At 51.5% G+C, this 14,542-nt stretch carries 14 protein-coding genes; 13 read left to right on the forward strand and 1 reads right to left on the reverse strand.

The features are described 5' to 3' along the window. Nucleotides 1-44 precede the first annotated feature (44 nt). Entirely contained in the window at nt 45-446 is a 402-nt protein-coding gene (locus PG862_RS12290; RefSeq protein WP_270707572.1) for a pyridoxamine 5'-phosphate oxidase family protein, read from the reverse strand. Nucleotides 447-594: 148 nt separating this feature from the next. On the opposite strand from PG862_RS12290, the gene PG862_RS12295 reads away from it, so the two are divergent. From PG862_RS12295 to PG862_RS12355, 13 genes are all read left to right on the forward strand, one after another. Continuing rightward, nucleotides 595-921, forward strand: a complete 327-nt coding sequence (locus PG862_RS12295; protein ID WP_270707574.1) for a winged helix-turn-helix transcriptional regulator — start codon at nt 595-597, stop codon at nt 919-921. Nucleotides 922-1,111: 190 nt separating this feature from the next. After that, nucleotides 1,112-1,378 carry a hypothetical protein gene (locus PG862_RS12300; protein WP_107001749.1) on the forward strand — a complete coding sequence of 89 codons (267 nt, stop codon included), beginning with the start codon at nt 1,112-1,114 and terminating at the stop codon, nt 1,376-1,378. A 45-nt stretch (nt 1,379-1,423) separates the two neighbouring features. Continuing rightward, complete coding sequence (locus PG862_RS12305; protein WP_117796611.1) at nt 1,424-2,518, forward strand: hypothetical protein; 1,095 nt, start codon at nt 1,424-1,426, stop codon at nt 2,516-2,518. A gap of 215 nt (nt 2,519-2,733) precedes the next feature. Beyond that, nucleotides 2,734-3,333, forward strand: a complete 600-nt coding sequence (gene yyaC / locus PG862_RS12310; protein ID WP_118570566.1) for a spore protease YyaC — start codon at nt 2,734-2,736, stop codon at nt 3,331-3,333. A gap of 191 nt (nt 3,334-3,524) precedes the next feature. After that, nucleotides 3,525-4,823 carry a LysM peptidoglycan-binding domain-containing protein gene (locus PG862_RS12315; protein ID WP_270707576.1) on the forward strand — a complete coding sequence of 433 codons (1,299 nt, stop codon included), beginning with the start codon at nt 3,525-3,527 and terminating at the stop codon, nt 4,821-4,823. 72 nt (nt 4,824-4,895) lie between these two features. Continuing rightward, complete coding sequence (locus tag PG862_RS12320; protein WP_270707579.1) at nt 4,896-6,179, forward strand: DUF5711 family protein; 1,284 nt, start codon at nt 4,896-4,898, stop codon at nt 6,177-6,179. 46 nt (nt 6,180-6,225) lie between these two features. Then, on the forward strand, nt 6,226-8,211 hold the full coding sequence (gene tkt, locus PG862_RS12325; protein ID WP_022360014.1) for a transketolase: 1,986 nt from the start codon (nt 6,226-6,228) through the stop codon (nt 8,209-8,211). Between the two features lie 229 nt (nt 8,212-8,440). Beyond that, entirely contained in the window at nt 8,441-9,385 is a 945-nt protein-coding gene (locus tag PG862_RS12330; RefSeq protein WP_270707581.1) for an ROK family glucokinase, read from the forward strand. Between the two features lie 364 nt (nt 9,386-9,749). Then, nucleotides 9,750-11,456: a putative manganese-dependent inorganic diphosphatase gene (locus PG862_RS12335; protein ID WP_408640006.1), complete on the forward strand. Its 1,707-nt coding sequence runs from the start codon at nt 9,750-9,752 to the stop codon at nt 11,454-11,456. A gap of 94 nt (nt 11,457-11,550) precedes the next feature. Beyond that, nucleotides 11,551-11,826 carry a type II toxin-antitoxin system HicB family antitoxin gene (locus tag PG862_RS12340; RefSeq protein WP_107001743.1) on the forward strand — a complete coding sequence of 92 codons (276 nt, stop codon included), beginning with the start codon at nt 11,551-11,553 and terminating at the stop codon, nt 11,824-11,826. A gap of 12 nt (nt 11,827-11,838) precedes the next feature. After that, nucleotides 11,839-12,525, forward strand: a complete 687-nt coding sequence (locus PG862_RS12345) for a flavin reductase family protein (protein WP_182426213.1) — start codon at nt 11,839-11,841, stop codon at nt 12,523-12,525. Next, complete coding sequence (locus PG862_RS12350) at nt 12,522-13,058, forward strand: shikimate kinase (protein ID WP_022360009.1); 537 nt, start codon at nt 12,522-12,524, stop codon at nt 13,056-13,058. The genes PG862_RS12345 and PG862_RS12350 overlap by 4 nt, the downstream gene beginning before the upstream one ends. A gap of 183 nt (nt 13,059-13,241) precedes the next feature. Beyond that, nucleotides 13,242-14,522 carry a DUF1576 domain-containing protein gene (locus tag PG862_RS12355; RefSeq protein ID WP_118293721.1) on the forward strand — a complete coding sequence of 427 codons (1,281 nt, stop codon included), beginning with the start codon at nt 13,242-13,244 and terminating at the stop codon, nt 14,520-14,522. Nucleotides 14,523-14,542 lie beyond the last annotated feature (20 nt).

Here is a 14,542-nt window from a genome sequence, read left to right on the forward strand (position 1 = left end):
AGCAGCCCTGCAGCCTTATTCGCTCGCAGGGCTGTTCTTGTTATTTACAGGTCATATTCTTTCGGCGGGTTACCGGAAAAGTCAGCGATTACTGCGTGTGCGTCCTTAAGATAGAACACCTCAAAAATCGGGTTATCTGCGGTTTGATACTGTCCCTTTACAATTGGGTTGTTCATGCAGCCTTCTTTTACCACCATGTTGTTCTCAAAAACAACCTTCCCGTTCAAGCGAATCCACTCATACGCTGGAGAAGAAACACAAACTTCAATATAAGGGTTGTTCTGAATATCCTTATAAACGTCTTTTGTGTTATTTGTACAGAACCACAGTTTTCCGTCCTGCTCAAAGCAGAACATAAACGGACGGCATTTTGCTTTTCCGTCACGACCAACTGTGGCAAGATACTGTACGGGATTTTCCTGTAAAAACTTCACAACTTCATTCATGATAAATAACCTCCTGATATTAAAAAAATTTTTGCGTTTGCACTTTTTCGTTTGCAAGTTTATAATAATTCTGTAAATCCCATTTGTAAAGCAAGCACTTTATTGTGCTATAGTTACCAAAAGGAAACTATTGGAAAGGAGAGATACTATGCAAACTGAAAAAAATTTGCCAGCCTGCCCCGTAGAAACCACCCTTATGCTGATAGGCGATAAATGGAAAGTTCTCATATTGCGTGACTTAATGCCCGGAACAAAGCGATTTGGTGAATTAAAAAAATCCATAGGGAACGTTTCTCAAAAAGTATTGACAGCGCAGCTCCGTGATATGGAGGAAAAAGGGCTTGTCAATCGAAAAGTTTACGCAGAAGTTCCACCACGTGTTGAGTACAGTTTGACAGAATTAGGTAAAAGCCTTAAACCAATTTTGGACGCTATGTGGAATTGGGGAGAGGAATATAAAGCCCAAAATGTATAAAAAATATCGGGACAGATTTCATTTTGTCCCGATCAGACTGTAGACAAAGCCCCGCTTTTGCCGAAAAGCCCCGCCTTGTCAACTCTTAAAAAAGCTGATATACTGGACATAAGATTGTGAGAAAAGATGTCCGGAGAGAACATCCGGACACGGTAAAAATGAAATTTGACAGCGGGAAAGGAACGGCAGGATGTTTCGTCTTTGGGGAAAAATGATGAAGGAAAACCGGATGCTTAGGGATATTGTGATCAGCAACGGTGATTATACAATGTCGAGAACGGCGATGGTGTTTGATGCGATCGACCAGATTTGCTATGCCTTTGATCTGGGGCATCCGGTCTGGCTGGATAAGACGATCGAGGAGTTCAAACGCCACGATAAGGCGCGTTTTACCCAGGACAACTTTATCGAGAGCATCGATTTCGATTATCTGGAGATACAGGTGCTGGAAGAATAAAGGGCAGGCAGCCGTTACAAAAAGACAAAGACCGGGAGGGGCGAGATGGCACAGGCGATAACGGATGTGAAAACATTTCTGGAAGACGCCAGACAGGCAGTGGTGGAGCTGGCGGAGTTTGAAAAACAGGAGGAGACGCTTGCTCAGGAAGAGAAAAAGCGTCTGCGCGTGCTGGAGACGGAGCGGAAAGCGGTGGCGGATGCCGTGAATTCGACCGTGAAAAAGCGCCGGGATGAGATTGAAAAAAGCTATGACGATGAGCTTGGGAAGCTGCAGGATAAGCTGAAACGCACGCGGACACGCCGCGAAAAGGCGAAAAACCAGGGCATCAAGGAGCGGATTAAGGAAGAAACGCAGGAGCTTCACGCGCACAACCGAGAGCTTGCCGTGCGGATGCGGACGCTGTTCCAGTCGGATCGTGTTCCATTTGTCTGCAAAAGCCCACTGTACTATGCGCTGTATTTTCCGAGGGGATTCAAAGAATTTCTGACGGTGTTGATTACCTTTGCGATCTGTTTCCTGTTGATCCCGTGCGGCATCTACAAGCTGCTTCCAGAACAGAAGACTTTATACCTGGCGATGATCTACGGCGTGGATGTGGTTGTTTTTGGCGGACTGTATATCCTGATTGGAAACTGGACGAAGGATCGCCATCTGGCGGCGCTGCAGGAAGGACGTTCGATCCGCAGTCTGATCGCGGCGAACAACCGCAAGATCGCGGTGATCACCTCCTCGATCCGTCGGGATCGCAGTGAAGCGCTCTACGATCTGGAAAAATACGACGATGAGATCTCCCAGATGGAGCAGGATCTGGAGGAGACGGCGAAGAAGAAAAAGGACGCATTAAACACCTTCGAAAATGTGACAAAAACCATCCTGACCGATGAGATCACCAGCAACAGCCGTGCAAAGCTCGAACAACTCAAAGAAGGCCATCAGGAGGTCGAGAGCCGCCTGCACTATACCGAGACGGTAATCAAGGAAAAGAGAATCTTTATCACAGATACCTACGAGTGCTACTTAGGCAAGGAATTTCTGAATCCAGAAAAGTTGGACGCGCTAAAACATATTCTGGATAACAGCACAGCCGTTAATTTAAGCGAGGTCATCGCAGAGTACCGCGAACGCGGCGGAAAGTAAACTGTGGAAATTATTTCATAAAAATAAATAATTAGATATAGGAACAACCAGAAAAAAGATGTGACACCGGGCGCTGTAAAGCTGCCTTCTGTCACATCTTTTTTCGTCCGTGTATATATCCTTCAATTTTCGCATAATTTCCTGCCACCCCGCCTATAATAAAGGTAAAACAACCCCTGTCCAACAGGCAGGGAGAAAACAGGACGGTGTGGGAGATGAACAGACGGGGACGCAGCCGGTTCGGTGGCAGTCCGGAGATATATTACTACAATTCAGCCCGCCGGGACGCGGTGGGAGAGCTGGCAGGGCAGTTAAGTGGGCTGATTCAGGAAGAAATGACCCGAAGGCATAAAAAGAAACTGGTTTTCCTCTGCATCGGCACGGATCGCTCGACCGGAGACAGTCTGGGACCGTTGATCGGATATAAACTCAAACAGGAACGGCGGCGCGGTACGCTGGTATTCGGAACACTTGATCGCCCCGTGCACGCGATGAACCTGGAACATTACGTGCAGGTTTTAAAAAATGGCTACCCGGATGCGCTGGTGGTGGCGGTCGATGCCTCGGTTGGCGATGAAAGCCACGTCGGCTATGTCACGTTAGGGCGCGGGTCTTTAAAGCCGGGGCTTGGCGTCTGCAAGGAGCTTCACGCGGTCGGAGATCTCTTTATCACCGGGATCGTGGCGGGCTGCAGCCATTACGATCCGATGATGCTGCAGAGCATCCGCCTGGCACTCGTCATGCAGCTGGCAGACTGCATCAGCGCGGGGATCGGGCTTGTCGAAAATTTTTGCCTGGATGCTGCCTCCGTTTGACAAATTTTGCATGCAATCGGCGTTATGATAGGCGGAAAGAAATTCATCATACTCCTGAAATTACGGAAAATCATGTTACTGTAGTTGAGCAGGTATTTTCAGCACTGAAAATGCTGCGCGGTGCAGCAATCAAATCATGGAAGCAAGTACAGACCCGGTTTCAGGAGAATCTATCATAGCGGGGTGAACATATGGGAGAATATTCTGGTTCCCGCGCAGAACTGCCGAAAAATATCCGGCAGATCGGCGAGCGGGATGAGGTGGTCCGGTTGTATGTGGAGGATTATGTAAACACGTATTTGAAACAGGTATATCCATCCGGCGGACCGGGACTCCGGGTCGGGCTGCTGCTCGGAAATTCGGATCCACAGCAGGAGGTTCCGTGCCTCTTTGTGGACGGGGCGCTGGAGATGGAGGAGGTTGTGCCGTCCGGGGAGAAGATTGTCTTTTCGGAGGCGGCATGGAAAAAGGCATACCAGCGGATGGAGGAGACATTTCCCAAAAAGACCGTGCAGGGGTGGTTTATCTGCGGCGCGCCGGGGTGTATGTTAAGTCCCCTGACCTACTGGCGGCTGCACAAGCAGTATTTCGGTGGGAAAAACCAGCTCATGTACATAAACAGCGGTGTGGACGGTGAGGCGGCATACTATGTGATGTCGGAGGACGGGTTTTACCGTTTGAAAGGATATCATATATACTACGAGAAAAACCAGATGATGCAGGACTATATGATTCTGCGGAAGGACGCCCGCCGGGTGGAGACAGGCACCGGCGATCGGGTGATCCGCGATTTCCGTAACCGGATGGAAGAGCGGCAGCAGGAGGTGGCGTCGCGTTACGGGACGATCCGGGCGCTGGGGACGCTGTGCGGCGTGCTTTCGGTCGCGGTGCTTGCCGGTGGCGTGGTGCTTTTCGGCAATTACCAGAAAATGCGCGAGATGGAGAGTGTGCTGGTATCCGTCCTCCCGGATGGTGTGCGGGGCACTGCGGACGGGAAAGAGGCGGTCACGGTGGAACAGCTCCGCGGCAGTGTGACGCCGCTTGAGAGCGGCGATGTGGATGCAGACGGAACAACAGCGGAAAACGGAGGACAGGCGCATAAATGGACACTTGAGAGCGCGGCGGATGGAGATACAGAGGGCACTGCCATAGCAGGCAGACAGAATGGACAGGCTTCCGGTGGGCAGAGCGAAGAGGACGGAAAAATGGCGGAGACGAAAGCCCCGTACATTTTGCCGGAGCCGGAGGCACAGCGCGACCTGCCGAATCCGGGCGGCAATTCGACGGCGGGACAGGACTATCCGGTCACAAACTTGAAGCCCGGTGGCACGTACACGGTCGGGGACGGGGAGACACTCTATGGGATCTGTTTTAAGCTTTATGGCAATATCCGTCATCTGGACGATATCCTTGCGCTTAACCATCTGACCGATGAAAACCGCATTATCGCAGGGCAGACGCTGATGCTGCCGGATGTGTCCGGAGAATAGCAAAAAGATAATGCCAAACCATCTAAAATAGTGTATAATCAAGATGGCAGTCCAGCTACGGGAGATAAAAAAATGAGTGAGATGAACCCGATTGAACGGGAACAGAAGAAAAAGCAGCTAAGAGGGCGTGTGATCGACACCGCCACGCAGGACATGTTTCCTCGCCGGGGCATAAGCCACGGGGAAAATGAGGAAGAGGTGGCGGAGAAAGCCGAGCGCCATTCCAGACGGAAACGTCTCCGCAGGGTGCTGACGGCGGTGTTAATCGCGGCGCTTTTGGCGGCTGGTTTTATGTATTATAAAGATAACCATGCCTACACGGACTATACGGTGGCGTGGGAAAAAGAGATTGCGGCGAGTGAGAGCAGCACGACGGAATTTGTTCCATTTGGGGAAAATGTCCTGAAATACACGAAGGACGGAGCTTCCTACCTGGACAAGTCCGGCAAGGCGGTCTGGTCGATGAGTTATGAGCTGAAATCACCGATCTGCTATGTCAACGGCGATTATGCCGTGATCGGTGACCAGCAGGGCAATGATATTTATATTGTGGACAAGACCGGAAGCCAGGGACAGGCGACGACGCTTCTGCCGATCCTGCGCGTCAGCGTATCGGCATACGGTGTCGTGGCGGCGCTGGTGGAGGACAGCAATGCTTCGTATGTGACCTTTTTCAAGAAAGACGGCAGCGAGCTTGACTGGGCGATCAAGACGGTTATGTCGGGAAATGGTTACCTGATGGACGTTTCCTTATCGCCGGATGGTACGCAGGTCATGCTTTCCGACCTGTATCTGCAGGACGGGGCACTCAAAAACCGGATTGTATTTTACAATTTCTCCGAATATGGAAAGAATTATCCAGACCGTCTGGTCGGAGGTTTTGATGAGCTGGGAGACAGCATCTGTCCGCGCGTCCGGTTTCTCGACGAGGATCACGCGTGTGCATTTGCGGATGATCAGGTGGCATTTTTCTCTTTGGAAAATGTAACAAGCCCGGCGCTGGTGCGCCAGGCGGAGATCGACGGGGAAGTCCGCGGCGTGGCATGGTCGAAGGACTATGTGGCGGTCATCTCGGACAACACCGAGGGCGGAAGTGAGAGCCGTTTGAGCATGTTTAAATCCGATGGAACCGCTATGGGTACGGCGGAGTTCTCGTATTCGTGGCGTAACATAAATATACAGGGCGATTTCGTCATCCTAAATAACGAAAATTCCTGTCGGGTCTACAGTCTGTCCGGCAAGGAGCGGTTTGCCGGGGAGTTTGATTTCTCTGTGGCGCAGGTAACACGCGGCCGCGCGTTCAATTCACTGATTATCAGCGGCGGCGACCGGATGCGCGAGATCCGCCTCAAATAACACACGTTTAGTTTTTAAAATTAAGATACATAGCAGGAGGTTACTTATGAATCAGATTGACACATTATCCGTAAACGCGATCCGGATTTTATCCGCAGACGCAATCCAGAAGGCAAATTCCGGTCATCCGGGACTTCCGCTGGGATGTGCAGCAGCGGCTTATGAACTGTGGGCACATCATATGAACCATAACCCAGCCAACCCGAAGTGGGAGAACAGAGACCGTTTCATCTTATCCGGCGGTCATGGTTCCATGCTGCTTTATTCTCTGCTGCACCTGTTTGGCTACGGAAATCTTTCCAAAGAAGATCTGATGAACTTCCGCCAGTTAGATTCCAAGACTCCGGGACATCCGGAATATGGTCATACCGTTGGCGTTGAGGCAACGACCGGTCCGCTGGGCGCAGGTATGGGTATGGCAGTCGGCATGGCGATGGCTGAGGCACATCTGGAAAGCGTATTCAACAAAGAGAATTATCCGGTGGTTGACCATTACACCTATGTATTGGGCGGCGATGGATGTATGATGGAAGGCATTTCTTCTGAGGCATTCTCTCTGGCAGGTACCCTGGGGCTTTCCAAGCTGATTGTTCTCTATGATTCCAACCGCATCTCCATCGAGGGAAGTACTGACATCGCATTCCGCGAGAATGTACAGGAGCGTATGCAGGCATTTGGTTTCCAGACGATCACGGTAGAAGATGGCAATGATATCGACGCGATCGGCAAGGCGATCGAGGCTGCAAAGGCAGATACCGAGCATCCGTCCTTTATCACCATCAAGACGCAGATCGGCTTCGGCTGCCCGGCAAAACAGGGCAAGGCGAGCGCACACGGCGAGCCGCTGGGCGTGGAGAATGTGGAAGCACTCAGAAAGAACTTAAACTGGCCGAGCGAAGAGCCGTTCTTCGTACCGGAAGAGGTATACAAAAACTACTCCGAGATCGCAGAGCAGAAGGCAGAGGTAGAAGCTGCATGGAACGTGATGTTTGCCGCTTACTGCGAGGAATATCCGGAGATGGAAGCACTCTGGAACCAGTATCACAATGCAAAGGCAGGCGAGGCGCTGAAAGATGACGCCGGATTCTGGGCAAAACAGGAGAAACCGGAAGCAAGCCGTGCGATCTCCGGACGCCTGATCAACTACATCAAGGATGTTCTGCCGAACCTGTTTGGCGGTTCTGCTGACCTAGCACCGTCCAACAAGACTAACATGAAGGATGCGGGCGACTTCTCCAAGGAGGACAGAGCTGGACGCAACCTGCACTTCGGCGTCCGCGAGCTTGCGATGGCAGCGATCGGAAATGGCATCATGCTGCACGGCGGTCTGCGCGCGTATGTATCGACCTTCTTCGTATTCAGCGATTACTGCAAACCGATGGCAAGACTGTCTGCACTGATGGGCGTGCCGCTGACCTATGTATTTACGCATGACAGCATCGGCGTTGGCGAGGATGGACCGACCCATGAGCCGATCGAGCAGATGGCAGCGCTGCGTGCGATGCCGAACTTCCATGTATTCCGCCCGTGCGATGCGACCGAGACAGAGGCAGCTTGGTACAGTGCTGTTACTTCCGAGCACACACCGACCGCACTGGTGCTGACCAGACAGAATCTGGAGCCGATGGCAGGCAGCAGCCGTGAGGCATTAAAGGGCGGCTACATCATCGACGACTGCGAGGGCACACCGGAGTTAATTCTGATTGCCAGCGGTTCCGAGGTAGCTCTGGCGGTTCATGCAAAAGAGACTCTGGCAGCAGAAGGTCAGAAAGTCCGCGTTGTCTCCATGCCGTGTATGGATCTGTTCGAGGAGCAGAGCGAGGAGTACAAGGAGTCCGTACTTCCGAGAGAAGTACGCCGCCGTGTAGCAGTAGAGGCGCTTGGAAGCTTCGGCTGGGACAAGTACACCGGCTTAGACGGCAAGATCATCGCGATGGAAAGTTTCGGCGCCAGTGCACCGGCAGGGCTTCTGTTCAAGAAGTTCGGCTTTACCGTTGAGCATGTGGTAGAGGTGGCTAAGAGCCTGAAATAATGCTGATTTTGGTAAAAAAATAAGATAAAAGACAGGCACCTGTCTGTCGGCAGAAAAGAATGCGGTACCGCTTAAGCAGAAATGCGCCTTTCTCCGGCAGGCAGGTGTATTTTGCTTTCCAAACCTTGCAAAACGGGGATGCATTGCGTATAATAAGAGCCAGCGCAGAAAAAAGATGAGGGCATAGAAGAAAGGCTGCCAGTGTAGCCGTAAGGGAAGGGATCCAGACATGGAAAAAAAATGTATTGGGATAGACGTCGGTGGAACGACGGTTAAGATTGGTATTTTTGAGACGGACGGAACGCTTGTTTATAAGTGGGAGGTTCCGAGCCGCAAGGAAGAGAATGGGGCGTACATTCTTCCGGATGTAGCCGCTTCGATCAGGAAGAAATTGAACGAGCGGGGAATTCCGATGGATGCCGTGATCGGCGCAGGCATGGGATTTCCGGGACCGGTGCAGCCGGACGGCTATGTGGAGGTCTGCGTCAACTTAGGATGGCGCGATCTGAACCCGCAGAAGATTTTGAGTGAGTTATTAGATGGAATGCCGGTCCGCTCCGGTAATGATGCTAATGTGGCGGCGCTCGGCGAGATGTGGCAGGGCGGCGGCAAGGGCTGCCATGATATCGTGATGGTGACGTTGGGAACCGGTGTCGGCGGCGGCGTGGTACACGATCAGAAGATCGTTGCAGGACGCCACGGACTGGGCGGCGAGATCGGTCATATCCATATCCGCGAGGGCGAGAAAGAAACCTGCAACTGCGGCGGACACGGCTGTCTGGAACAGGTAGCGTCCGCGACCGGTATCGCCAGGGAGGCGAGACGGAAGATGGCGGCAAAGCCGGATGCATCGGTGATGCGTGCTTACGGTGATGCGATCACCGCAAAAAATGTGCTGGATGCGGCAAAAGCCGGGGATGCACTGGCGCTGGAGGTTATGGACACCGTGTGCTATTATCTCGGATGGGCGCTGGCGACCATTTCGATGACCGTGGATCCGGAGATTTTCGTCATCGGAGGCGGCGTATCCAAGACGGGGACTTTTTTAACGGATTGGATTGACCGCTATTACCGCGAATTGACCCCGATCTCTGAGAATAAGGGCGAGGTTCGCTTGGCAACATTGGGAAATGATGCAGGTATCTATGGGGCGGCAAGACTGATCTTAGATTAGGCGTAACTGTGAAGGTGCTGAACAGTTACGATTAGACGCCTTGTTTTGAGTGACAGAGTGCAGGGTAAAGGGGCTGGACGTTTGAAGAAAATAGGGATAGAAAAACGTTCAGATATGCCGAAAAATGCTGTAGACAAGAGGAGACCCCGGAGCGGTCAAGCATCCGGGGCAATTATGAAAAATCTATGTGCAAAATCACTATAAAACAAATTTGAAAAGTGAAATCTTTTATGCTTTTAGTATAAAAATAAGATATGAATAAAATATGAACACCGTGTAAACAGATTATGAAAATTGGCGATTTTGTACAAAAAAGTTTCATGAATCAGAGGTTTCTCTATCAAAACAGAGGATAGAAAGAAAAATGGCAGAATTTGCAGCGCACGGTGCGAATCAGGAGGAAAAAATGGCAGCAGAAAAAGCAAAGAAAACGATTGTAATTGGACATAAAAACCCGGATACGGATTCGATTTGTTCTGCAATCGGCTATGCGAATTTCAAAACACTTCAGACGGGCGGCGAATATGTACCGTGCCGTGCTGGAGAACTGAACCCGGAGACGACCTTCGTATTGGATTACTTTAAGGTAGATGTGCCGAAACTGATTAAATCCGTTAAAACGCAGGTCAAGGATGTTGAGATCCGCGAGACTCCAGGTGTTTCCAAGAATATTTCCCTGAGAAAAGCATGGAACCTGATGCAGGAGGACGGTCTGGTAACACTTCCGGCTGTTACCGATAAGAATATATTGGAAGGTCTGATCACAGTCGGCGATATCACCCGTTCTTATATGAATGTATACGACAGCAGCATTCTTTCCAAGGCATGCACCCAGTATGCAAATATCATCGAGACCCTGGAGGGCGCGATTTTTGTTGGCGATGAGAAAGCGTACTTTGATAAAGGAAAAGTTCTGATTGCGGCAGCTAATCCGGATATGATGGAATATTATATTGAAGAGAACGACCTGGTTATCCTCGGCAACCGCTATGAGTCGCAGCTGTGCGCGATCGAGATGGGTGCAAGCTGTATCATCGTGTGCGAGGGCGCTGGCGTTTCCATGACGATCAAAAAACTGGCACAGGAGCGCGGCTGTACCGTCATCACAACTCCGTATGATACCTACACGGCAGCTCGTCTCATTAACCAGAGTATGCCGATCAGCTATTTCATGAAGACTGAGAAGCTGATCACCTTCGATACAGATGATTTCATCGATGATATTAAGGATGTGATGGCAAGCAAGCGTTTCCGTCATTTCCCGGTACTCGATAAAGAAGGCAAATACAAAGGCCTGATTTCCCGCCGTAACTTACTGGGTGCGCGCGGCAAGAACGTGATTCTGGTCGATCACAATGAGCGCGGCCAGACGGTAGACGGCATCGAGAATGCCAATATCCTGGAACTGATTGACCACCATCGTCTGGGTACTGTGGAGACAGTCGGACCGGTCTTCTTCCGTAACCAGCCGCTCGGCTGTACGGCAACGATCATCTTCCAGATGTACCGCGAACAGGGGCTGGAGATCGACAAGACCATCGCAGGTCTGCTCTGCAGTGCGATCATCTCCGATACGCTTCTGTTCCGTTCTCCGACCTGCACACCGATGGATCGGGCGGCAGCGGTTTCTCTGGCTGAGATGGCAGGCATCAAGCTGGATGAGTTCGCAAACCAGATGTTTGAGGCAGGCAGCGAGTTAAAGGGCAAGAGCGATGCAGAGATTCTGTATCTGGATTTCAAGAAATTCTCAGCTGGAAAGACAAACTTCGGCGTCGGTCAGATCAACTCCCTGAATGCAGAGGAGCTTGGAAAGCTGAAGAACCGTATGCTGCCGTTTATGGAGAAGGCGCGTGAGGACGAAGGTCTGGATATGATCTTCTTCATGCTGACGAATATCCTGACGGAGACGACCGAACTTCTCTGTGTTGGACAGGGGGCGGCACAGGTTGTGGCAGATGCGTTCCACGTAGGTGATGCAAATGAAGAGCTGAAGCAGACGGCAACACTGCCGGGCGTTGTTTCCAGAAAGAAACAGCTGATTCCGGCACTGACAGTGACACTGGAGCAGTAAATCAGGTGACAGTGCGCGGACGGGATTGTTTCATACGGAAAATCCAGTGATAGTTCGTGCAGGGCAGGAAGGTCGGACGGAAAGGAAGGATATCATGACATTTGTATATCCGGCGGTTTTTACGCCTAAGAAAGATGGAAAAGGGTATGATGCATATTTCCCGGATTTGGAGTGCTGCGAGGCGGAAGGTCCGGATCTGGAGGATGCGGTGGAAAATGCGCGGGAGGCAGCGTACAACTGGATCAGCCTGGAGCTGGAGGAAGAGGGCGATCTGCCGGCACAGACGCATATCGATGATATGAGCCTGCCGGAAGGAAGCATGGTGAAACAGATCATGGTCCGGATCAAACTTCTCCCGGACAACGATTAAGAGGATATAGGGATGGCACAGAAGAGAGCGGCTGGAAAGCCAGAAGAGCGTCGCCGGGGAGGAGCAAGGCAGAACCCGGAAGGACAGTTGAAAAAACGGGTGGAGACCCGGAACACTCCGGGACCGCGCGCCCAGTGGAAGCCGGGCAATATGATTTATCCGGTTCCGGCGGTGCTGGTCACAGTGGCGGACTGCGAAGGAAACAGCAACATCATCACGATTGCCTGGACGGGCACGATCTGTACGAACCCGCCGATGGCGTACATTTCGGTGCGCCCGGAGCGCTATTCTTACCATATGCTGCGGGAGAGCGGCGAATTTGTCATCAACCTGGCGACGGAGTCGATGGCGTATGCGACCGATTACTGCGGCGTCCGCTCCGGCAGGAATGTGGATAAATGGAAGGAGACAGGGCTCACACCGGTTCCGGCGCAGACGGTGAAAGCGCCGGTGATCGCCGAAAGCCCGGTCGCGATCGAGTGCCGGGTGACCGAAGTCAAGGAACTGGGGTCACATCATATGTTTCTGGCAGAGGTAACGGGTGTCAGCGTGGACGAGCAGTGGCTCAACGAGCGCGGCAGCCTGGAGCTTGCAAAGGCGGAACCGATTGTGTATTCGCATGGCGGCTATTATGGGCTTTCAGAGCTTCTTGGAACATTTGGATGGAGTGTAAAGAAAAAGAAGAGGTGCCAAAGATGAAAAATAATGTAACCTTGATTGGTATGCCGTCCGCAGGAAAGAGCACGGTCGGAGTGCTTTTAGCAAAGAGACTGGGCTACTCCTTTATAGATGTGGATCTGCTGATTCAGGAACAGGAAGGTAAGCGTCTGCGCGAGATCATCGAAGAACAGGGACTGGACGGATTTCTCGATGTGGAGAACCGCGTCAACGCGGGGGTGGAAGCCGAGCAGGCGGTCATTGCACCGGGTGGCAGCGTGATCTACGGAAAGGAAGCGATGGAACATTTAAAATCCATCGGACTGGTTGTCTATCTGAAAATAACCTATGACGAGCTGGTAAAGCGCGTCGGCGATGTCAAGGATCGCGGCGTGGCGCTGAAAGACGGCATGACACTTCTGGATCTCTACCATGAGAGGATCTCGTATTTTGAGAAATACGCGGACATCACGATCGACGAGGAAGGTAAAGAGCTGGGGGCGGTGGTTGATGAGCTGCGCGAAATATTGGAAGAGCGCGGTTATGTGCTGGGAAGTGCGCCGGAGGAAGAGTAACAATTTCACATGAGAATGGGGGCAGCCGGTTCTGTCGGACGGGTTATAGTGAGAAAAAAATCAGTTGCAAAACAGTTGAAAATCCAATACAATAGAATAGTAACCATTTTTATAGAATGTTAACAGTCGGGGTGCAAAGATGCGGAATCTTTTTTGCATCCCTTTTTTGAAAGGTGTGCGTATATGACTACAGTGAAATCTCTGTCCAGGGAGATGAAATTCTTTCTTCTGGCACTGATTCCGATCTATTTCATTTCAGTGGGGCTGATTATACAGCCGTTTGATTCCATTGTGACTGGTATCTATGAAATCATATGGGAGCCGGATTTCCTGATCACCGATTATATTGCGGTCGGCGGCATGGGAGCCGCGTTTGTCAATGCCGGGATGATGGCGCTTATCAGCATCTACTTTGTCTATAGTCTTGGGATGGAGATGGACGGGCATACGATCACGTCCTGCTGTCTGATGTTTGGATTCTCTTTGTTCGGAAAAAATCTGATGAATATCTGGGCGATTTTTCTGGGTGTATTTCTCTATGCAAAATATCATAAAATGCACTTATCCAACTATATTTATGTCGGCATCTACGGAACGAGCCTGTCTCCGATCATCACACAGCTGATGCACGTGGTGGAGCTGCCGATCTGGCAGCGCTTCTGTGTGACGATTCTGGTGGGAATCTGTATCGGATTCGTGCTTCCACCGCTCGCGACGCATTCCCACTATGCCCATAAGGGATATTCCCTTTATAATGTGGGATTTGCCTCTGGCATCATTGCGACGGTCCTGGTCTCCACGTTTAAGTCCTTTGGAATTGAGACGGAGGCGCGTCTTATCTGGTCCTCCGGCAATGATGCGATGCTTTTAGGGCTGCTATTTGTCTTGTTTGCAGGCATGTCGGTGGTGGCAGTGCTGTGGCGCGGAAAAGATACGCTTTTAGGGTATGAAAAACTCCTTGCGACAACGGGAATTGGCGGTACCGATTACCTGCTGGAATTGGGCGGTGCGGTGACGCTTCTCAACATGGGACTCAATGGTCTGTTTGCGACCTTCTTTGTGCTGGCAGTCGGCGGAAACCTAAATGGACCGACGATCGGCGGAATCTTTACCATCGTTGGATTCAGTGCGACTGGAAAACATTTGCGGAATATTTTCCCGATCATGGCGGGCGTCTGCATTGCGAGTACCGTCCGGGCGTGGGATATCACGAATCCGTCGGCACTTCTGGCGCTGCTCTTTTCCACGACGCTGGCGCCGATCGCCGGAGAGTTTGGAATTTTATGCGGCGTGTTAGCCGGTTTTCTGCACGCGTCGGTGGCGCTCAATGTCGGGATCGTGTATGGGGGCATGAACCTCTATAACAATGGATTTGCGGGCGGTATCGTCGCAATGTTCCTGGTGCCGGTGATCCAGTCGATCCGCGACCGGAGGGCGCGGGCGAAGGGAGATCTGTCGCTGTAAGATTTCCTCTTTTTAATGGA

Source organism: Clostridium fessum (assembly GCF_027698965.1).
In the GTDB taxonomy this organism is placed as follows: domain Bacteria; phylum Bacillota; class Clostridia; order Lachnospirales; family Lachnospiraceae; genus Otoolea; species Otoolea fessa.